The following is an 18,862-nucleotide window of genomic DNA, read 5'->3' as shown; positions in this document are numbered from 1 at the left end:
ACTTGCGTAAACGATTCGCTCTTCCGGCCGCACTTTCCTGCTAAACGGGGCAAAAAAAATGTTCGATCTCTTACCCGGTAATTAATGGATTCCGGACGGCGACCGTTTGGCCGTTCCGGACGTAGACCCGCGGCACGCGCGCCGCCACCATGCAAGTGACCTCGTAATTGATCGTACCGAGCTTCGCCGCGACTTCCTCCGCCGTTATGGTCTCGCCCGCTTGCCGGCCGATGAGCACCACTTCTTCGCCCACTTCGACGCGGTTCGCGCCCCCGTCCTCCACGCCGTCCAGTCCGATCATGCACTGGTCCATGCAGATCGAGCCGAGCACGGGAACGCGGCGGCCGCGCACCAGCACCTCCGCCTTGCCCGACAGCATCCGGCTGAAGCCGTCGGCGTAACCGACCGGAATCGTGCCGATCGATTCGGCGCGCCGGGTGACGTACCGCCCTCCGTAGCTGATGCTTTCCCCGGCCTGAACGGTCTTCGCGTGGACGACCCGCGTTTTGAGCGTTAGCGCCGGTTCCAACCGGATTCGGTCCTTCCGGACCTCATCGCTCGGGTACAAGCCGTACATGCCGATTCCGAGGCGGAGCATTTCGCCCGCGTGTTCCGGCAGATCGATCCCCGCCGCGCTGTTGCCCGCGTGAATGATGGACAGCGGCAGCGAATGGCGCCTCACGTAATCGACGACCGAAGCGAAGCGCTCCGCCTGCATGAGCGTATGGCTCTTGTCGGTTTCGTCCGCTTTGGAGTAATGCGTAAACATGCCTTCCACTTCAAGCGTAGAGATCGCGCATCCCCGCTCCAGGAACCGCTCCGCTTCCGGACCCGGAAGCACGCCAAGCCGTCCCATGCCGGTGTCGATCTTGACGTGCGCCTTCAGCTTGGGACCGTTCGCCGCCAACCGTTCGACGGCGTCCAGTTGTTCGTGGCGGTACAAAGTCAGCGTAATGCCGTGTTGCCTGGCCGGCTCGAAGCCCTCCGGAGGCGTATAGCCGAGGACGAGAATGGGAGCCTCGATCCCGGCTTGCCGCAACTGAAGCGCCTCGTCGAGGAACGCTACGCCAAGGTAATCCGCCCCCGCGCTGACGGCGCACCGGGCCGTCTCAACGGCTCCATGGCCGTAAGCGTTCGCCTTCACGGAAGCCAAAAGCCGGGTGCCTGACGGCAGCCGGTCCCGGAACGCCAGCACGTTGCGTTCGATCGCGTCCAAGGAAATTTCCGCCACCGTCGGCCTGTAATAACTGTCCAAAACCCGTCACCCACTTTATTCTGTTGAACCCATCTTTAAACCCAATAAAGTAATGTTACCGGGTGTCCGCTGGACTGTCAACGAAACGGCGGCAGCCAACCTTTTCCAGAATCCGCAAAGGAGCCGGTCCTGAGCGGCCGGCATCCTCGCGTTTCTATTTACTAGCGGCGGAACGTTGTCATTTGCCCGAAGAGTCGACCATCGACTGGGCGACCTTCACCATTTCTTCCTGCGGAAGATTGTTCGTCGTCAGCCGGTAAACGATGCCGTCGTAGGTCCAGGTGAGCGATTGGGTCTCGTCGCCGGACGACAGCAGCCCGAGCGTGAATCCGAGATCGAGCATGATGCCTTCGTTCATGGACATCGCCACGTCTTTGGGCGCGGATTCGACGATCGTGAAATCATACGTGCCCGAGTAGCGAAGCATGACCCCCGGCGATTCCGCAAGCTGGATGTCGCTCGAATCCAGCAGCTTGACGCCCTCGGGCAGCGCGTCCGGATCGGGCTCGACAGCCGCGAAATTTTCGCTTGCGCTCGCCGCCTTGTCTCCGCCTTCGGCTCCTGCGGCGTCCGCGCCGGTCGCATCTGCCGAACCGTCCGTCGTACCGGCGTTGTCGCCCGTCCCCGTCGTGCTGGCGCCGTTCGTGCCGCTCGTGCCGCTCGTGCCAGCGGTGTCGCCCGTTCCCGTGCTGCCGTTGTCTCCGGATGTCGAGCTGCCGTTGTCTCCGGATGTCGAATTGTCGTCGCTCGATTGCCCGGCGTTCGGAGCGCCCGACATATTTTGCTGCATATCGAATGCCGACTTGTCGAATTTTTTGCCGAACTCGAAGTTCGTGAACTTGACCTCCACCATCAGGTTGGCGTTCGTATCGGTCACCTGGACCTGGCGCGGAGCGTAGTCCGATTTGGCCAGCCAAATTTTTTGCCGCGCGAACGAGCCGTTCTGGTAGTTGCCCGCCATGACGTCGAACACGTAGGCGTCCTTGTCGGTCGTGAACTGGCGGGAGTTATCGACCATGATGCTCTGCAGCAGCGTCTGGTACAAGTAAACCTGTCCCTGATTCTCGGGCCAGTCGCTTTGGAAGCGATAGCTCTTGTTCAGGCGCGGCGTCAGCACGAACACGCCTTGGTCGTTGCGAAGCACGATCTGCGTAATATCGCGGCTTTCGTTGGTCAGGGCGATGCGGTAATACGAAGGCTTCTGGTACCAGACTTCCACTTTGTAAGTCAGCGGCTTCTGACCGGTATGGAGGATCATCTCCCCGCTGCCTTGATAACTTTCCAGCTTGCCTGCCACCTTGTTCAAATCCTTCACGACCGAATCCGCGTTCTTGCTTCCGCACCCGGACAGGATGACGGCGAGAAGCACGACGGCGGACACGATCCATGGGATCCGACGACGCATGAGATCCACCCCTCTGCACAATGGTTAATCCATGGTTCATGTCTATGAGGGGACTTGACCGATTATGCGGACTAGATTGACGAGCTCGGGCTTGAACCCGGAACGGGCAAATGAGATTGAGTTTTAACGTTTATGGGTGAAAATAAAGGAGGATGATGGAAAGGGCTAAAATGATCGCCTACAATCGTCTCGATTCGTTCGCCGCTCATATCGTGAACCGGCGGCGGCACGGGAAGCGAATGCCGCAGGGCGGACGGTACGAATATGCCGAGACGGAATGGCGACTAACGGCATACAATCGGGCATCGAGGATATTCGACCGAGAAAAGAAACCATCCTTCGGGTCGAGCGTACTACTCTTGAACGGAAAAGAATTCGCAAACGAGGGAAGTCTATGGGAATGATTCGCGATTTTTTTGCCTTGCCGATGGTACGAAGAGTCGTCGTTTTGCTCTTGCTCGTCGTGCTTCTGTTCAGCATCCGCTCGATGCTGAATATGATTTTGCTGTTGTTCCTGGTCACATACGTCATGGACCGGTTCCAGGGTTACCTGACCAGACGAATAAGCAGACTGTTCCCGATTCATCCGAACGTGGTGTCCATTCTATTGTACTTGATTATCGTCTCGGCCATGGTGATCGGCATTTCCAAGTACGTCCCCCAAATCGCCGCGCAAATCGTCGAGATGTTCAACACCATTGTCAAGTTCCTCAATTCCAACCAGGGCGATCCCGTCGCGGACAAACTGGCCGAAATGCTGAACAAAATCGACTACAACACCTACCTGGACCAAGCGAAATTTTATATCGCCAAATTGGGGAAATGGCTCGAAATCGTTCTGATCGTCATCATTCTAAGCTTGTTCTTCCTGCTTCAGAAAACGAAAGTCGCCAACTTCACCCGCAAATTCAAGACGAGCAAGATCGGCTGGATCTACGACGAATTGGAATACTTCAGCAAGAAATTCATGGCTTCCTTCGGCAAAGTGATCGAGGTGCAGCTCATCATCGCGGTGTTCAACACCGTGTTTACGATGCTTGGGCTCTGGATTCTCGGCTTCCCCTATCTGTTCGCGCTGGGCGTCATGGTGCTGCTGCTCAGTCTCATTCCGGTCGCCGGCGTCATCGTCTCATTTATTCCGATCGGGCTCATCGGCTATCAGACCGGCGGATTGACGCTCGTCATCTGGACGATCGTCATGATCATTCTCATTCACGCGCTGGAGACGTATTTGCTGAATCCCCGCCTGATGGCTTCCAAGACGAAGTTGCCCATGTTCTACACTTTCGTAGTGCTCGTCTTCTCCCAGCATTTCTTCGGCATCTGGGGGCTCATCATCGGCATCCCGATCTTCATGTTCCTTCTGGATCTCCTCGACGTAAGCCCGACCGACGAGAAACCGCACGCATGAAAATGAAAAAGTGGCGACGTTAGGGAGCCCATCCCCGCGTCGCCATTTTTGATTTCGATAGCCTGCAAGCGACAGCCATCCGACCTCAAGACCGCGCAATCGAGCCGCGAACCCGTCTCTAAGATTGATTTTCGAGCTTACAGCGCTTTCGCTTTTCCCGCCAGGCTTTCCAAGCCCTTCTGGGACAGCCCCTGCCTAGGCATTCGTCGCACCGGACGAATCCGCCGAACCGGCGTCCGAGCGATAGGCTTCCGGAGATTTGCCGATGAGCGCTTTGAAATCCTTGATAAAGTGGGCTTGGTCAAAGTAGCCCAAGATCTGCGCCAGCTGCCCCCAATCGGGGCGCTCCCCCGCTTCCATCCGCTCCGCCGCCTCCTGCAGACGGTAACGCTGAATGATCCATTTCGGGCTGACGCCGACATACCGGTCGAACAGGCGCTGCAGCGTTCGTTTGCCGAGTCCGAAGCGGCTCGCCAGGTCGTCCACGCGGGTCATCTCCCGGTCGTCGACGACGGCCTGCACGATGCGCTGGACGCGCTCCACGTTCTCGTCCCTCTCCGGAGACCGGCCGCGAAGGAAGCTTTCCAGGACGCGAATCATCTCCGCCTCGTCGGCCCCGGCGAAAATAAGCCCCTCCGCCTCCGAAGCTTCGGAGCCGAACAAGTCCGCGAAGGCGACGGTCCGGCCCGTCAGTTGGGAGACGGGCTTCTGCCAGAACGGATAGAAGCCGCCGGGCCGGAATTTGACGCCGAGCACGAAGCCGTCTTCATGCAAGTGGCGGGTGAACGTTTTTTGAGGGACGCCGTACACGCCGGCGAACGTGCCGTCGCACGTTTTCTCGAAGGAGAGGTTCACGCTCGGATAAGACAGAATCGTCTGGCGATAAGGATCCTGCCCCCGCAGATCCCACCGGACGGTCCAATACCTCTCGACGAAGCAAGCCAGATCCTCGGAAGGCTCGTATCGCTCCAGCGCAAATCTCTTCATGCCCTCCTTGGCTTGCAGAATGCCTCGGTCCGTCGGGCTTGGGGACGGGTTCATCACTTTTCCTCCTTTTCGGATGTCGCGTTTTTACAATACGGGCCGGTTCGTCCGGTTTACAATCGGAACAACGGACGGGGGTGATCCCCCCGCAGACGAATGGAGGACAAACGATGGAACCTTTAACTTACGTCCTGTATGTCGGAGCTTCGCCCGAAGAGGTATGGAACGTCTTCACGACCGCCGAAGGCGTCAAAGCGATCTTCTTCGGCTGCGAGCTGCGGACGACCTTCGAGGTCGGCGCGCCTTACGAATACGTCGGCCCCGGCAACGACGGCGAAGAGACCGTGCACGTGTACGGCCGGGTGCTCGCCTTCGAGCCGTACCGGCTCATGAGCTACACCGAACATGCCGGTCCGTCCTATCGCGAAGATCACGCCGACTGGGAGACGAGATTGACGATGACGCTGGAGCCCGTCGGCAACTGCACGAAGCTGACGCTTGTGAACGACGAATGGCCGGACGGGCATCCCTCCTACGAGTCGACGAAGAACAGCTGGCCGATGATTCTCAGCAACGTCAAAACGTATGCGGAGACGGGGAAAACGCTGGACTTCGGCTGGTAAAGTAGCTTCTGCACCTGATTTTACCAGTCCGCCGGGTTCACGAACAAGGCGCGGATTTTACGTCCGCGTCCGTTCGCGTTCCAAATCCGCCCTTAAAGCGGGCGTTATCGGAACGAGGGGCAGCCGCAGCGTATCCGACGCAATCAGGGACTCACGGGCGAGCAGCCATTTGAGCGGCGCCGGATTAGGCTCGCGGAACAGCAGCCGGATCGTCGGCAGCAACCGCGCGAACGCCTTCTCCGCCTCCGCGTCCCTGCCTTCCGTCCGCAGCCGCCAGACGTCCGCGAACTCGCTTGTCCGGACGTTGGCCGACGCCAGAATGCCGCCGGCGGCGCCCGCGCGCAGCATCGCCCAGAAGTTCGCGTCCTCCCCGCACAGAACGGGCCTGGCCGGACTTGGCCCCAGCTTCTTCAACAGTTCCGTCCCGCCGCTGCTGTCCTTCATGCCGATCACCCCGTCCAGCGCCAGAATCGATCTCGCCGTATCAACCTCCAGGCGAACGCCGGTACGGGCCGGAATCTCGTACACGATAACGGGCACGCCGACCGAGGAGACAGCCCGGAAATGCTCGTATATGCCTTCCTGCGACGGCCGACTGTAGTAGGGAACGACGACCAGCGCCGCATCCGCTCCCGCCGCCCCCGCCAGCATCGTTCTTCTCGCCGCGTAACGCGTATCGTTCGTCCCCGTGCCGACAATCAGGGGGACCCGCCGCCTCCTCTTCATCCGTTCGCGCGCCACCTGCGCGAGCAGAACGACTTCCTCCCACGACGTCGTCGGGCTTTCGCCGGTCGTCCCGTTGACGACAATCCCCTGAATGTCCCGCTCCAGAAGCGCATCCACGTAATTCCGGAACGAATCCAGATCCAGTTCGCCGTCCGGCCGAAACGGCGTCACGACCGGCACGATAATTCCTTTCAAATCGCTTGCGTTCATCATCGGGCAATCCCTCCATAGACGGTGTTGCCAATAAGAATAACAATATTCGAAGCAAGGCCGTTATCGAACGTCTTCGATGGAAGCGATCGGCGGTATCGATGGTTGCCGATTGTCGGAATAGGCTCCTTGGTATATTCTTGTAACAGCAAGGCTATATCGAGCCGATCCGGGAGGCCTGTTCCTGTTGAAAATAAAAGTATTGATCGCCGACGACAATTCGTTCATCCGCGAAGGGATGAAGATCATCCTCTCCAGCTTCGACGAGTTCGACGTCGTCGCCGCAGTCGAGGACGGCGAGCAGGCGGTCGAGTATTGCCGCCGCAACGAAGCCGACGTCGCGCTGCTGGACGTGCGCATGCCCAATATGAACGGGGTCGAAGCGACCCGCCTGCTCGCCGCGGAGACGAAGGTGAAGCCGCTCATTCTGACGACGTTCGACGACGACGAATACATTCTCGAAGCGGTCCGAGCGGGCGCGCGGGGTTATCTGCTCAAGAACAACGATCCCGAACGGATTCGCGACGCCATCAAAAGCGTGTACAACGATCATCACGTGCTGCAGGACGTCGTGCTGGACAAAATCCGCTCGAATTTGTCCGGCGCTCCCGCTTTCGCCGCAGCGCCGTCTCCGGACGCCAAAGCCGCGTCCGCCGCTTCCGGCTCGGCCGGCTTTGCCGGTCACGGCCGGATCGACCGCAGCCTGTTTACGGAGCGGGAGCTCGAGATTATGGCGCTGATCGCGAAGGGGCTCTCCAACAAGGAAATCTCGAAAAAGCTGTTCATCTCCGAAGGCACGACCGCCAATTACATCACGTCGATTCTGAACAAGACGGGGCTCGAGCACCGCACGCAGATCGCGATCTACTATTTGACCGGCGAAGTCAGGCTGGCGGACGAATAGGAGCCGGACGAATGGATTTATGGATGATGGGTAACAAAACGGCGCTGCTCCTTTACGTCGTCATCGCCACCTCTTTTCTGACGCAGAAGGCGACGTCGTGGGAAATTCTCGCTTATTTAATCTACATTTGCGTGAACGTCGCCATACCCATTTTCAAGCGCCGGAAGCCTCAACTGCTGCTCTCGGCCGTCTCCTGCGCCGTCGTCGTCTTTTTCGCCTACCAATTAAACATGCTGTTTTTATTGCTGCTGCCGGTCAACCTCTACGAGCTTGTGCTGCTGTCGGAAGGCCGCAGGCGGTTCGCCCTGCTGCTCGGCTTAGTTCCGTTGTTCCTCATCCCGAAGTCCGAGCTTCCGGTGTACATTCTGTCGACGTCGCTCAGCTTTCTGCTCTATGCGAGCTTGCGCGTCCATACGGAGAAGCTGGAGCGAATGGAAGACGAACGGGAAAATCTGCGCGCGGATTTGCAAAACCTGACCCAGTCGCTCAGCATGAACATGGAATATATTCGGCAGTCCGAATATACGATCAAGCTGGAGGAGCGCAACCGGCTGTCCCAGCAAATCCACGACGAGGTCGGCCATGCCATGGCGGGCGCCCTCATCCAGATGGAAGCGTCCCGGACGCTGCTCGCCTCCAATCGGGACAAGGCCGCCGAACTGCTCGGCAACGCGATCGCCATCTCCAAGGAAGGGCTGGAGCGGATTCGCCTGACGCTCAAGGACATGAAGCCGCGGTCGGAGGAGCTCGGCATCCACCGGCTCCGCTTGTTCGCGGACGAGCTGTCCGCGAGGCACGGCATCGCCGCGACCGTCGTGCATGCCGGAGACCTCGGCGTCATCACCCCGATCCAATGGCAAATCATTCACGAGAACGCGAAGGAAGCCGTCACCAATTCGCTCAAATACGGCAGCCCGACCGCGATCGAGATGGAGGTCCGGGTGCTGAATCGGATGATCCGCGCGGTTGTGGCGGACAACGGCAAGGGGGCGCCGAAAATCGTCAAAGGGCTCGGCATCGTCGGCATGGAGGAGAGAGCCGCCGGCGCTGGCGGCACGGTCATCGTGGACGGAACGAAGGGCTTCCGCGTGACGACGCTCCTGCCCTACGGCAAGGGAGAATGAACTTCCTCACGGAGCGGAACATGAACTTTCTCATATGCAAAGGATGAACTTATGCACTGACATAGGGTCATCCTTTTTCTTTAGAATAAAGCCATAATCCAATGAAGAACACGGAGTGATTCGGATGAACGTGCTTGAAATCCGCAACCTGACCAAAAAATTCGGCGATTTCATCGCCGTCGACAACATGAACCTCAGCGTGCGGGAGGGCGAAATTTTCGGCTTCCTCGGTGCGAACGGCGCCGGCAAAAGCACGACGATCAATATGATCTCCTCGCTGCTGCGCATTACGAAAGGCGAGATCGAGCTGCTCGGCCGCAACATCGTGAAGGAGAGCAAGTTCGCGAAGATGAACATCGGCATCGTGCCGCAGGATCTGGCCATCTACGAGGAGATGAGCGCCTACGAGAACGTAAGCTTTTTCGCCGGACTGTACGGTCTTCGCGGCTCGCTCCTGAAGGAGCGCACGGTCGAAGCGCTCGACTTCGTAGGGCTTGGCGACAAGCACAAGGCGCTGCCCAAGAGCTTCTCCGGCGGCATGAAGCGGCGGTTGAACATCGCCTGCGCCATCGCCCATCGCCCGAAGCTGATCATTATGGACGAACCGACCGTCGGCATCGATCCGCAGTCCCGCAACTACATTCTGAACTCGGTCCGGATGCTGAACCGGATGGGATGCTCCATCATTTATACGAGCCACTATATGGAAGAAGTCGAAGAGATCTGCACGCGGATCGCCATCGTCGACCACGGCAAAATCATCGCGGAGGGCACGAAGGAGCAGCTCAAGTCGATCATTACCGACACGAAGGAGATCTGGATCGGCGTGAAGAAGGAAGACGCCCTCGACCTCGAGGCGCTCAAGCGGATATCCGGCATCATCTCCGTCCGGCTGGAGGAGCAGACGATCAAGATCGTATCCAAGGCCGAGATCAACAACCTGAACTGGATCATTCAGCAATTGATCAAGGACCAGGTCGAGATCAGCTCGGTGGAAGAGCAAGCGCCCAATCTGGAGACGGTGTTCCTGACCTTGACCGGCCGGAACCTGCGCGACTAAGGAGGAAGCTTAAGTGAACGTACTGAGCATCGCGATTTTCGAGATCAAAGGCCACTTCCGGGATAAACGCACCTTCGTCTTTATGCTCGCTTTCCCGATCGTCCTGATCCTCATTCTCGGAACGGCGCTGACGAACGCCTTCCATAACGGAATTTCCGTCGGGGACATGAAGCTGCTGTACCAAAATTCGGCGAGCAACCCGCAGCTGCAAACCTATTGGAACGGCTTCGCGAATGCGATCGCCGGGCAAGGCGTGGAGCTGACGCCGGCTTCGCCCGGAACCGACGGCCGGGAGGCGGTCAAGGACAACCGCTATACCGCCTACGCGGAAATCGACGATTCCGGCATCCGCTTCTACGGAAGCGGCCGGGAGACGATCGAGAGCAACGTGATTCAGGGGATGCTGACGGCGTTCGCCGACAAATACAACCTGGCCGCAGCCGCCGCCAAGATCAGCCCGGAAGCGGCGCAAGCCATCGTCGTCAACGCGGTTGCCGGTGGTTCCTTCATTCGGGAGACCTCGCTCGATCCGGACCGCAAGCCGGGCTCCATCGATTATTACGCGATTGCGGAGTCGACGATGATCGCCTTCTACGCTTGCATGTCGGCAAGCAACCTCATTCGCGCGGAAGTCAGGCGGAAGACCGCGCTTCGGCTGGCCGCTGCTCCAGTCAGCAAGCTGGAGATTTTCGCCGGCAAAGTGATCGGCTGCACCTTCACCAACTTCCTGTGCATTGTGGCCGTCGTCCTGTTCAGCAAGTACGCCTTCAACGCCAATTGGGGCGACCACCTGGGCATCGTCTTCCTCCTGCTCTTCACCGTCGTGCTGCTCGCCGTGAGCTTCGGTCTCGGTCTGACCTATATTTTCAAGGGGGAAGCCGCGAACTCCGTCATGCTGATCTTCGTTCAGATCGCTTCCCTTCTGGGCGGCGCTTACTTCCCGATCGAAGATGCAAGCGGCTTTTTCGACCGGTTGACGAACCTGTCGCCGATGCGCTGGGCGAACAACGCGCTCATGAATATGATCTACAACGGCGACCTGAAGGCGGCGTTCCCGGTCATCGGGCTCAACGCGGCGATCGCCGCGGCGTTCCTCGCATTCGTAGCGGTCACTTTGCGCAAACGGGAGGCTTTCTAAGATGAACAACGTGCTCTGGATCGTTCGCAGGTCGCTCCGCGCGACCTTCCGCAAGAAATCAAGCTGGATCGTTTACTTCGGGTTGCCGGTTGCGGGCATTCTGCTCTCCATGCTGGTCTACGGCAGTTCAAGCGGCGGCGACCTGAAGATCGGCGTTATCAACCAAGACGGCGACCGGGCGCTGACGCAAGATGCGATTCGGTTCGTCGAAGGATTGAACAACGTGAAGGTGACGATGACGGACGAAGCTTCATTGAAGAAAGACATCGCATCGGGCAAGCTCGACAGCGGCCTCGTGTTCGAGCCGGGATTCGCGGACAGCGTTCGCGAGGGACACCCGGCGCATCTGAACCTCGTCTCCGCCAAGGGCGCGGAAGTCACTTCTTATGTAAAATCGATGCTGGACAGCTACATCGGCAACGTGGCCTCCATCGGCCTGGCAACGAAGGACGATCCGCAAGCGTTCGAGTCGATCTATGCGGATTACAAGCAAGCGGGCTTCAAACTGGACGCCCGATCGCTTGAGGACACATCGAAAGTGAAGGACATGACGAATCAGACGATCGGCTTCCTGCTCATGTTCCTGTTGTTCTCGGCCGTCAATATGACCGAACTGATTATTAAAGAGAGAGAGGATCGCACGTTCCTCCGGCTGTTGTCTTCGCCGGTGTCGGCGCGCGCTTACGTGTTCGCCAATGTGCTCTGCACCTTGGTTATCCAACTGCTGCAGATTGTCGTGACGCTGCTTCTGATGAAGAACGTCTTCCACATCGACTCCGGCATTCCGTTCGGTGAAATGCTCGGCACGCTCTTGCTGTTCTCGCTGACGTCCATCGGCCTCTCGCTGCTGCTGACCGCCTTCGCGAAAAACAGCAAAAACGCGGGCGCGCTCCAGAACCTGGTCATTACTCCGACCTGCCTGCTGGCGGGCTGCTTCTTCCCGGCCGAGATTATGCCGGACACCGTCCGCAAAATCGCAAACTTCCTTCCGCAGCGGTGGATGCTCGATACGATCGCCAAGCTGCAGGACGGCCAATCGTTCGGCAGCCTCGCGCTCAACCTGGTCGTTCTGATCGCCTTCGCCACAGCGTTCACGCTGGTCGCCATTTACCGTTTCAGCCGCAACAACGACGTCAGGCAGTTCATCTGACCGGCGCCGGCGGGCTCTCCGAACCGTGCTTCTTGTGCGGCGGGGAGCTGCCCTTCGTGAAAGCCGGATTGTGCAGCGTATGGGTCCGAACGTTTCTCCAGAAGAGCTCCGGCGGCAAGCCGACCAGCTCTTTCCCGACGATGTCGCGGGCCGGATGGTTAGACGGCCTAGCACGAGCCCGGCGCGTACGTCGCGTACAGACGCTCGATGTCGCCTTTCTTGTATCCGTAGCCTCCGGTTATGTCCATCGCAATGGACACAACCCGGATGGTGGTTTCCGTTACATGGATTTTGAATTCCGTCGCTTAGTACCACACTCTCCGATCGGCAGCCCGACGTCGGTAGCGGTGAAAATGACCAGATGCCCGTAGTAAATGGCGGCGCCAGGCGCCATCTGCGCCACCCTGGACAGGTAGAACGAAGGAATGCAAGGGCTTAAGACCCGTTGAGACATAGGAAGGTGAACCATCTGTGTGCTCGATTTTTCGAGCATCTCGAAGCGTTTATCGCCATATAAAACGAAAAAAACAACCGCCCATTGAAGGAGGTTGCTTGTTCATGTTCTAGTGATGGTAGGCCCTGTGGGACTCGAACCCACGACCAATTGATTAAGAGTCAACTGCTCTACCAACTGAGCTAAGGGCCTGCAAAGAACATGAGATAATATATCATATCGGCGACTGACGCGCAAGTTGATTTTCTGTTTTTTATCTATGTTTTTTCTGGAAGCTATTTACCGGTTGTCGTCGCCGGCTTCCATAGGCTGAAGACGCCCGTCTTGCCCGCCAATTCGGGCACCTTGCCTGCGCCCGGTCCGCGAAGCCACACGACGAGCGCCGCCGCGACGACGAGAACGGCGAGCGAGCCGCGGGCCGCACGCACGGCGAGGCCGGGCAGCGTCCAGTGTACCCTGCCCATCCTTCTCCGCCTTGTCCGCTGCCGCTTCCAGAGCAGCAGCGTCGTCACGCCCAGCAGCGGCAGCGGAACGAGCAAATCGGCCCAGCCGATCGGAACGTCCGAGTAGACGTCCAGATAGAAGGCCAAGCAGGAGCCGATGGCCGCCGCCTGAACCGGTACGACGACCGCAGGATCGGCGACCTTCCTTCTCGCCGCTCCGTCCGGCATCGCCTCCGCATCCGGTCTTGGCAGACGGGCGGCCTTCAACAGGCGCGGGAACGTACCGGACGCTACGGCCGCAACCGGCGCGGCGAGCAGCAGCAACTGCAGCAGCGCCGCAGCTTGCCAATCCCGATCGCCGGGCAGCCATTCGGCGATGTCCGCCGCCCATTTTCCAACCGTCAGCAATCCGCCAGCCGCCACAACCGCAAGCGCGCTTAACGCCCGGCTGCGCAAGCGCCGGTAGCTTGAAGCGTAGCCGATTCGGCCCGCACTGAATGCCGCTGCGCTCCACACGACCGCCAGACCCAATGACAACCATTCGTCCGGCCAATCCGGAAATCCTGTCATGACGGCTTTCCTCCCCGATTTTTCCCTAACCTCATTGTATCGGAAGGCGTCCGCAGGCCGAAACCGCCTCGAGGCAGAGAACGGACTGGACCGCAGACCGGCTTGACAAACCGCCTTCAAGCCGGGCCGCGCCGCGCAAAACAATCAAATTATGTTATGATACTAAAGCCAATACTCCCTAATCTTGCGCAAAGTAGGTTGACCTCATGCATTTGATGTCCATTGAACATATATCGAAGACCCACGGCGAGAAGCTGCTGTTCGAAGACGTGACATTCGGCGTCGAAGAAGGCGACCGGATCGGCATTATCGGCGTCAACGGCACGGGCAAATCAACTTTGCTGAAGGTGATCGCCGGATTGGAGCCGCCCGACTCGGGCACGGTCATCGTCGGCAGCCGGGTGCGAATCCGCATGCTGGCGCAGGATCCGGCGTTCGCGCCGGGCGAAACCGCGCTGGAGCATGTGCTGGGCGGCGATTCGCCGCAGCTGCGGGCCGTGCGCGAATACGCGGCCGCGCTCGCGGAGCTGGAACGGCGTCCCGAAGATGCCGCTCTGCAGCAGCGGCTGATCGCCGCAAACCAGCGTATGGACGAGCTGGACGCCTGGCAGATGGAGAGCGAAGCCAAAGCCGCGCTCGGCAAGCTCGGCATCGCCGACGTCGAGGCGCCGGTGGACACGCTGTCCGGCGGACAGCGCAAGCGGGTCGCCATGGCGGCCGCTCTGCTGCAGCCTTCCGAAGTGCTCATTCTGGACGAGCCGACGAACCATATCGACAACGAATCGGTCGCCTGGCTCGAAGGGATGCTCCAGAAGCGCCGGGGCGCGCTGCTGATGATTACGCACGACCGCTACTTCCTCGACCGGGTGAGCAACCGCGTCATCGAGCTGGATCGGGGACGCGCATACTTCTATGAAGCGAATTACAGCCGGTTTTTGGAGCTTAAGCTCGAGCGGGAGGAACGGGAAGCCGCTTCCGAAGCGAAGCGCCAGAACCTGCTGCGCAATGAGCTGGCTTGGATTCGGCGCGGCGCCCAGGCCCGGTCGACGAAGCAGAAGGCGCGGATCGACCGTTACGAAGCGCTGAAGGCGCAAGCTCCGAAGGAAGCGGCCGGCAAGCTGGAGGTGTCCGTCGCTTCGACCCGCCTGGGGAAGAAGATCGTGGAGCTGGATTCCGTCTCGAAGCGATACGGAGACCGCACGCTGATCCGCGATTTCAGCTATATCGCCGTGCCGGAGGATCGCGTCGGCATCGTCGGGCGCAACGGCAGCGGCAAATCGACGCTGCTGAAGCTGATCGCGGGACGTCTGCAGCCCGACGAAGGAACGGTGACGCTGGGGCCGACAGTGAAGATCGGCTGGTTCTCCCAGGAGCACGAGGAGATGGACGGCAATCAGCGCGTCATCGAATATATCCGGGAAGGCGCGGAGCAGGTTCGCACGGCCGAAGGCGAATCGGTCTCCGCCTCGCAGATGCTGGAGCGGTTTCTTTTCCCGCCGGCCATGCAGTGGACCCCGATCGCCAAGCTGTCCGGAGGCGAGAAGCGGCGCCTGCAGCTGCTGCGCGTCCTGATGGAGGCTCCGAACGTCCTGCTGCTGGACGAACCGACCAACGATCTGGACATTGCGACGCTGACCGTGCTGGAGGATTATCTCGACGACTTCCCCGGCGTCGTATTCGTCGTGTCCCACGATCGTTATTTCCTCGACCGGACCGTTGACCGGATCTTCGCCTTTGAAGGCGACGGCGTCATCCGCAAGCATACCGGCCGTTATTCCGATTATGAAGAGCAAGCGAAACAAGCGGCAGCCGGGGGCGGCGAAGCGTCCAAGCCGAAGCCCGCACCCGCCGCAACCGAGCGGGAACGCCCGCTTAAGATGTCCTTCAAGGATCAGAAGGATTACGAGAACATCGAGAATTGGATTTCCGAGACGGAGGAACAGCTTCGGGCGGTGGCCGCGCAAATGGACGCCGCAGGAAGCGACTCCGCCCGGCTGCAAGAGTTGATGGAGGAGCAAAGCAAGCTCGAAGAGAAGCTGAACGGACTGCTGGAACGTTGGACGGAGCTGAGCGAACTGGCGGAACGAATCGCCGAGCGGAAGAAGAACGGAAATTAACGAATACAGGCGGCAAAACGGGAAGCCCCTCCCCGTCCGGCAAACGCCGGAACGCGAGAGGGGCTTCGTATGTTCGGTCGCTAGATTTTATACTCGTGATAAACTCCGTTCAAATACCAATTGCCTACGTTATGAAGCTTAAGTCTGGCCGGATCGTGGAGCGTATGAATCCGCACGTTGCGCCAATGGCGGTCGAAATTGTACTTGCGGTCCATCGACGAGGTGCCCGAAACCTCGAAGAGCGCGTTCGCAATCTCGACGGACGCCTCCGCGGCGAAATATTTGGCGGTATCGACAGCTAAAGTCGCTTGTCCCGCCGTCGTCTCGTTGAGGTCTTGCTCCGCGCGGTCGATCGCGGCTGCGGCCCGCTCCAACAGCGCATCCGCCGCCTGCAGCCGAATGCCCAGCTCCCCGAACCGGCGGATGAGATCCGGCTCTTCAGAGGCGCGCGTATATCCGCTTCTGAACAGCGGACGGGCTTTCTCCCTCACGAACCAGGCGGCATCCTCCAGGGCGGCTTGGGCGATGCCGACGTCGATGGCCGCATGCATAATTTGCCCGAACGCCCCGAAGGTTTGGGGCTTCTCGAATATCCGCCAATGCGGCAGAACGCGATCGGCCGGCACGGCCACATCGTGGAAAACGACGCTTCCGCTCGCCGTGGTCCGTTGTCCGATTCCGCTCCAATCGTCGATGACGGCGACACCCTCCGCATCGCGAGGCACGAAGGCGGTGACTCTCTTCTCTTCCTCATCCAGCGCGGTTACCGGAATCCAATGGGAGAACAGCGCGCCTGTCGCATAATATTTGCTCCCCGACAGACGATAGCCGCCGCCGTTCGCCCTTTTCAAGCGGGTCGTCATCTCTTTGAAGCCCTTGATGCCTCTTTCAGCCAGCGCGTTGCCGAATTGGGCGCCTCTTAGCACCTCTGCGAAGAAGAATGCCTTCTGCTCCTCGGTGCCGACCAATTCGACCGATCGGACGAAGAAATGGTGATTTTGCGGGATTTGTCCGATGGCTCCGTCCGCGGCGGAAATAATCTTGAAAATTTCCGTCAGCGTTCGTACCGACACGCCGGGCCCTCCGTACGCCTTCGGCACCATAAGACCGAGCAATCCGCTCTCGCCCAGCAGCTTCAGCTCGTCGAACGGGAGCCTTCGATCGCGATCACGTTCGGACGCTCCTTCTTTAATTTGCGCCGCGATTTGCCGCGCCACGGCGATCGCTTCTTCGTCCGAGCCGATCACATGAGCCGCCTTCCGCTCCAGGAAGAAGCTGTCGGGAACCGGAGCCAACGCGTAAGGCGATACCCCTTCCCCGGAAGGCGGCTCGACAAGTCCTTGAGTGACGAGTTCAAGCGCGCAGCGGAGCCTTGTCGGGTCGAGACGGCCGGCGATATCGAACGTTCCGCGCAGGAAGCCGCCGGGCATCCGTTCGTTCGCATGCCGATTGAACGCTTCGATGCGATCCGCGGAAGTTCCCAAATCGAGTTCGGCATGCAAGCTCTCGCCGTAAACCACTTCGAGCGCCGGCTCGGACAGGCCGATCTCCTTGGCGAGCAGGCGATGAGCCGCCTCCCGATGCGTCTTCGCCCACGAAGACGCCGCCAGAACATGCGCCAAGACGCGATCGACCGATTCGGGATGCAGCCGCACGAGCTTCTCGTCCGCCCAGAAGACGAGAGGATACGATGCTTGCCGCGACCAGATCGGTCTCGCTCCGACGATCTCTTGCAAGCCTAGAGCAAGAGATCCGTTCGCGTAAACGGCATCCGCCTCGCCAAGCAGGAGAGCTTGCGCAAGCTTTCGGGCCAGCGCGCTGCCCGCATCGGCGGAGGACGGTTCGATCGGCAAGTCGGCCGGAGTCGCGCGGGACAGGTCCGAGCCGGCGGATCGCAGCGCCTCTGCGAAGCCGTTCGCCGCTTCCGCCCTTGCGGACTCGTCTTCGGCAGGGATGCCGATTCTCGCTCCGGCCAAATCTTCTGCCGAGCGCAGCCTCGAATCCGGGGGAACGAGGATGAACTCCTTCAGGTGCTGCAAGGACAGGCCGATCGCGATGCGTCCCTGAGAGAGCAACGGCAGCGCCGAATGCGGGCCGCCCCATTGGATCGAATACGTCTCCCCGCCGATGCGGAGCGTCAATGCGTTAAGCTCCGGCGCGATGGACGCCGAGTGGCCCCTTCTTCGGAAGTCGACCGGCAGCTCTCCCAGCCGGAATGCCAAACCGACGGCTGTCGGAATCGGAGCGCAGAATGCGGTAACGGTTTGATGACGAACGGACACGCCCATTCCCCCTAGACTTCCTCGCTGCGATCCGTCGCCGGCGGCGGATCGATCGACAACGCCGTAATTTCGCGGCGCCATTCGTCCGTCAGCTCGACGTCCAGAGCGGCCAACGACGGCTCCAACTGCTCCACGTTCCGTGCCCCGACAATCGGCGCGGTAATGCCCGGATGGCCGAGCACCCAGGCGACCGCCAAGGTGGCGGGATGATAGCCGCGCTCCTCGGCGTACGCGGCAAACCGGTCGGCGACGATGTAATTCGTCTCGTCCGCGTAACGCTTCGTATAGTTCGGCTGTTCGACGAGCCTTCCGCTCGGCGGTCGCTTTCCGACTCCGTACTTGCCGGTTAGCAAACCGCCGCCCAGCGGACTGTAACTGATCGCGCCGAGCTGCTCCGACTGGACAAGCGGCAAAATCTCGACTTCCGCTTGACGCTTGACCAAATTGTACATCGGTTGGACCAGTTCGAACCGGGCCAAGCCTTCTCTCGCCGAGATGCCGAGCGCCTTCGCAATTTGCCACGCCGCCCAGTTGCTGACCGCAGGATACAAAATTTTGCCTTGCCGCTGAAGGTCGTCCAACGTCCGCAGCGTCTCCTCGATCGGCGTCAGCGGATCGAAGCGATGAATGAAATAAAATTCAAGCCGGTCCGTTCTCAGCCTCCGCAAGCTGCCCTCTACCGACGACAGCAGATGCCGGCGCGAAGCGCCTCGCGCGTTCGGATCCCGTCCGGTCGGAAACCCGGCTTTGGACGTCAGCACCAGCTCGTTCCGCTCCCCTTGAATCAACTCGCCGAGAATTTCCTCGGCGCGCCCCTCGTTGTAGATGTCCGCCGTATCGAAAAAGTTGATTCCCTTCTCCCGGCTGCGAAGGTATAGGGCTCTGGAAGCTTCCTTGTCCGCGATTCCTCCGAACGACATCGTGCCGAAGCATAAGTTCGATACTTGAATTCCCGTTCTGCCGACCGTGCGATAAGTTACCACTTGTCCATTCCTCCCATCGAATA

Annotated in this window: 15 protein-coding genes, 1 tRNA gene and 2 pseudogenes; 9 read left to right on the top strand and 9 right to left on the bottom strand. The window is 59.8% G+C overall.

Annotated features, from left to right (window positions below; translation table 11 throughout):
- Nucleotides 1-70 precede the first annotated feature (70 nt).
- Together alr and G485_RS0119520 are read right to left on the bottom strand one after the other, a co-directional pair.
- Nucleotides 71-1,255 (bottom strand): alanine racemase, encoded by a 1,185-nt coding sequence (alr, locus tag G485_RS0119525; protein WP_027093913.1) that lies wholly within the window; start codon nt 1,253-1,255, stop codon nt 71-73.
- A gap of 178 nt (nt 1,256-1,433) precedes the next feature.
- Complete coding sequence (locus tag G485_RS0119520) at nt 1,434-2,660, bottom strand: outer membrane lipoprotein-sorting protein (RefSeq protein WP_027093912.1); 1,227 nt, start codon at nt 2,658-2,660, stop codon at nt 1,434-1,436.
- 394 nt (nt 2,661-3,054) lie between these two features.
- Between G485_RS0119520 and G485_RS0119510 the strand changes: the two genes are divergently transcribed.
- A complete protein-coding gene (locus G485_RS0119510; RefSeq protein ID WP_027093910.1) occupies nt 3,055-4,071 on the top strand; it encodes an AI-2E family transporter in 1,017 nt (338 codons plus the stop codon).
- A 195-nt stretch (nt 4,072-4,266) separates the two neighbouring features.
- On the opposite strand, the gene G485_RS27385 is transcribed toward G485_RS0119510, so the two are convergent.
- On the bottom strand, nt 4,267-5,112 hold the full coding sequence (locus tag G485_RS27385; RefSeq protein WP_035157298.1) for a helix-turn-helix domain-containing protein: 846 nt from the start codon (nt 5,110-5,112) through the stop codon (nt 4,267-4,269).
- A 113-nt stretch (nt 5,113-5,225) separates the two neighbouring features.
- Here G485_RS27385 and G485_RS0119500 point away from each other — a divergent pair, with 113 nt between their 5' ends.
- Nucleotides 5,226-5,678 (top strand): SRPBCC family protein, encoded by a 453-nt coding sequence (locus tag G485_RS0119500; RefSeq protein ID WP_027093909.1) that lies wholly within the window; start codon nt 5,226-5,228, stop codon nt 5,676-5,678.
- Nucleotides 5,679-5,735: 57 nt separating this feature from the next.
- On the opposite strand, the gene dapA is transcribed toward G485_RS0119500, so the two are convergent.
- Nucleotides 5,736-6,617: a 4-hydroxy-tetrahydrodipicolinate synthase gene (gene dapA / locus G485_RS0119495; RefSeq protein WP_027093908.1), complete on the bottom strand. Its 882-nt coding sequence runs from the start codon at nt 6,615-6,617 to the stop codon at nt 5,736-5,738.
- A 184-nt stretch (nt 6,618-6,801) separates the two neighbouring features.
- Here dapA and G485_RS31585 point away from each other — a divergent pair.
- The 6 genes and pseudogenes from G485_RS31585 to G485_RS0119470 all read left to right on the top strand — a co-directional run.
- Nucleotides 6,802-7,215 (top strand): annotated as a pseudogene (locus G485_RS31585) (response regulator); the annotation flags it as partial.
- A 90-nt stretch (nt 7,216-7,305) separates the two neighbouring features.
- Nucleotides 7,306-7,518, top strand: a pseudogene (locus tag G485_RS31580) (response regulator transcription factor); the annotation flags it as partial.
- An 11-nt stretch (nt 7,519-7,529) separates the two neighbouring features.
- Nucleotides 7,530-8,642, top strand: coding sequence for a sensor histidine kinase (locus G485_RS0119485; protein WP_027093906.1), 1,113 nt, complete (start codon nt 7,530-7,532; stop codon nt 8,640-8,642).
- A 124-nt stretch (nt 8,643-8,766) separates the two neighbouring features.
- Nucleotides 8,767-9,702 (top strand): ABC transporter ATP-binding protein, encoded by a 936-nt coding sequence (locus G485_RS0119480; RefSeq protein ID WP_027093905.1) that lies wholly within the window; start codon nt 8,767-8,769, stop codon nt 9,700-9,702.
- A gap of 13 nt (nt 9,703-9,715) precedes the next feature.
- A complete protein-coding gene (locus G485_RS0119475; protein WP_027093904.1) occupies nt 9,716-10,840 on the top strand; it encodes an ABC transporter permease in 1,125 nt (374 codons plus the stop codon).
- Nucleotide 10,841: 1 nt separating this feature from the next.
- On the top strand, nt 10,842-11,990 hold the full coding sequence (locus G485_RS0119470) for an ABC transporter permease (RefSeq protein WP_027093903.1): 1,149 nt from the start codon (nt 10,842-10,844) through the stop codon (nt 11,988-11,990).
- 280 nt (nt 11,991-12,270) lie between these two features.
- On the opposite strand, the gene G485_RS30145 is transcribed toward G485_RS0119470, so the two are convergent.
- The 3 genes from G485_RS30145 to G485_RS0119450 form a co-directional block, all read right to left on the bottom strand.
- Nucleotides 12,271-12,444, bottom strand: a complete 174-nt coding sequence (locus G485_RS30145; protein WP_156922504.1) for a hypothetical protein — start codon at nt 12,442-12,444, stop codon at nt 12,271-12,273.
- Nucleotides 12,445-12,560: 116 nt separating this feature from the next.
- Nucleotides 12,561-12,636: transfer RNA gene (locus G485_RS0119455), tRNA-Lys, on the bottom strand.
- Nucleotides 12,637-12,719: 83 nt separating this feature from the next.
- Complete coding sequence (locus tag G485_RS0119450) at nt 12,720-13,457, bottom strand: hypothetical protein (protein WP_027093902.1); 738 nt, start codon at nt 13,455-13,457, stop codon at nt 12,720-12,722.
- A 206-nt stretch (nt 13,458-13,663) separates the two neighbouring features.
- Between G485_RS0119450 and G485_RS0119445 the strand changes: the two genes are divergently transcribed.
- Complete coding sequence (locus G485_RS0119445) at nt 13,664-15,574, top strand: ABC-F family ATP-binding cassette domain-containing protein (RefSeq protein ID WP_027093901.1); 1,911 nt, start codon at nt 13,664-13,666, stop codon at nt 15,572-15,574.
- An 80-nt stretch (nt 15,575-15,654) separates the two neighbouring features.
- On the opposite strand, the gene G485_RS30700 is transcribed toward G485_RS0119445, so the two are convergent.
- Both G485_RS30700 and G485_RS0119435 read right to left on the bottom strand, forming a co-directional pair.
- The gene (locus G485_RS30700) at nt 15,655-17,856 is read right to left on the bottom strand and encodes an SfnB family sulfur acquisition oxidoreductase (RefSeq protein ID WP_205620171.1); all 2,202 of its coding nucleotides are present in this window, start codon (nt 17,854-17,856) and stop codon (nt 15,655-15,657) included.
- Between the two features lie 11 nt (nt 17,857-17,867).
- Nucleotides 17,868-18,839, bottom strand: a complete 972-nt coding sequence (locus tag G485_RS0119435) for an aldo/keto reductase (protein ID WP_027093899.1) — start codon at nt 18,837-18,839, stop codon at nt 17,868-17,870.
- Between the last annotated feature and the right edge of the window lie 23 nt (nt 18,840-18,862).

The organism is Cohnella thermotolerans DSM 17683 (genome assembly GCF_000429825.1).
GTDB lineage: Bacteria > Bacillota > Bacilli > Paenibacillales > Paenibacillaceae > Cohnella > Cohnella thermotolerans.
The sequence above is the reverse complement of the archived record's forward strand: the minus strand, read 5'-3'. Positions and strand labels throughout refer to the sequence as shown.

Coding starts and splice junctions, on each gene's coding strand:
- G485_RS27385 (WP_035157298.1), bottom strand. CDS start 5,112: ATGAACCCGTCCCCAAGCCCGACGGACCGAGGCATTCTGCAAGCCAAG.
- G485_RS0119510 (WP_027093910.1), top strand. CDS start 3,055: ATGGGAATGATTCGCGATTTTTTTGCCTTGCCGATGGTACGAAGAGTC.
- dapA (WP_027093908.1), bottom strand. CDS start 6,617: ATGATGAACGCAAGCGATTTGAAAGGAATTATCGTGCCGGTCGTGACG.
- G485_RS0119485 (WP_027093906.1), top strand. CDS start 7,530: ATGGATTTATGGATGATGGGTAACAAAACGGCGCTGCTCCTTTACGTC.
- G485_RS0119445 (WP_027093901.1), top strand. CDS start 13,664: ATGCATTTGATGTCCATTGAACATATATCGAAGACCCACGGCGAGAAG.
- G485_RS0119470 (WP_027093903.1), top strand. CDS start 10,842: ATGAACAACGTGCTCTGGATCGTTCGCAGGTCGCTCCGCGCGACCTTC.
- G485_RS0119450 (WP_027093902.1), bottom strand. CDS start 13,457: ATGACAGGATTTCCGGATTGGCCGGACGAATGGTTGTCATTGGGTCTG.
- G485_RS0119500 (WP_027093909.1), top strand. CDS start 5,226: ATGGAACCTTTAACTTACGTCCTGTATGTCGGAGCTTCGCCCGAAGAG.
- G485_RS0119520 (WP_027093912.1), bottom strand. CDS start 2,660: ATGCGTCGTCGGATCCCATGGATCGTGTCCGCCGTCGTGCTTCTCGCC.
- G485_RS0119480 (WP_027093905.1), top strand. CDS start 8,767: ATGAACGTGCTTGAAATCCGCAACCTGACCAAAAAATTCGGCGATTTC.
- G485_RS30145 (WP_156922504.1), bottom strand. CDS start 12,444: ATGTCTCAACGGGTCTTAAGCCCTTGCATTCCTTCGTTCTACCTGTCC.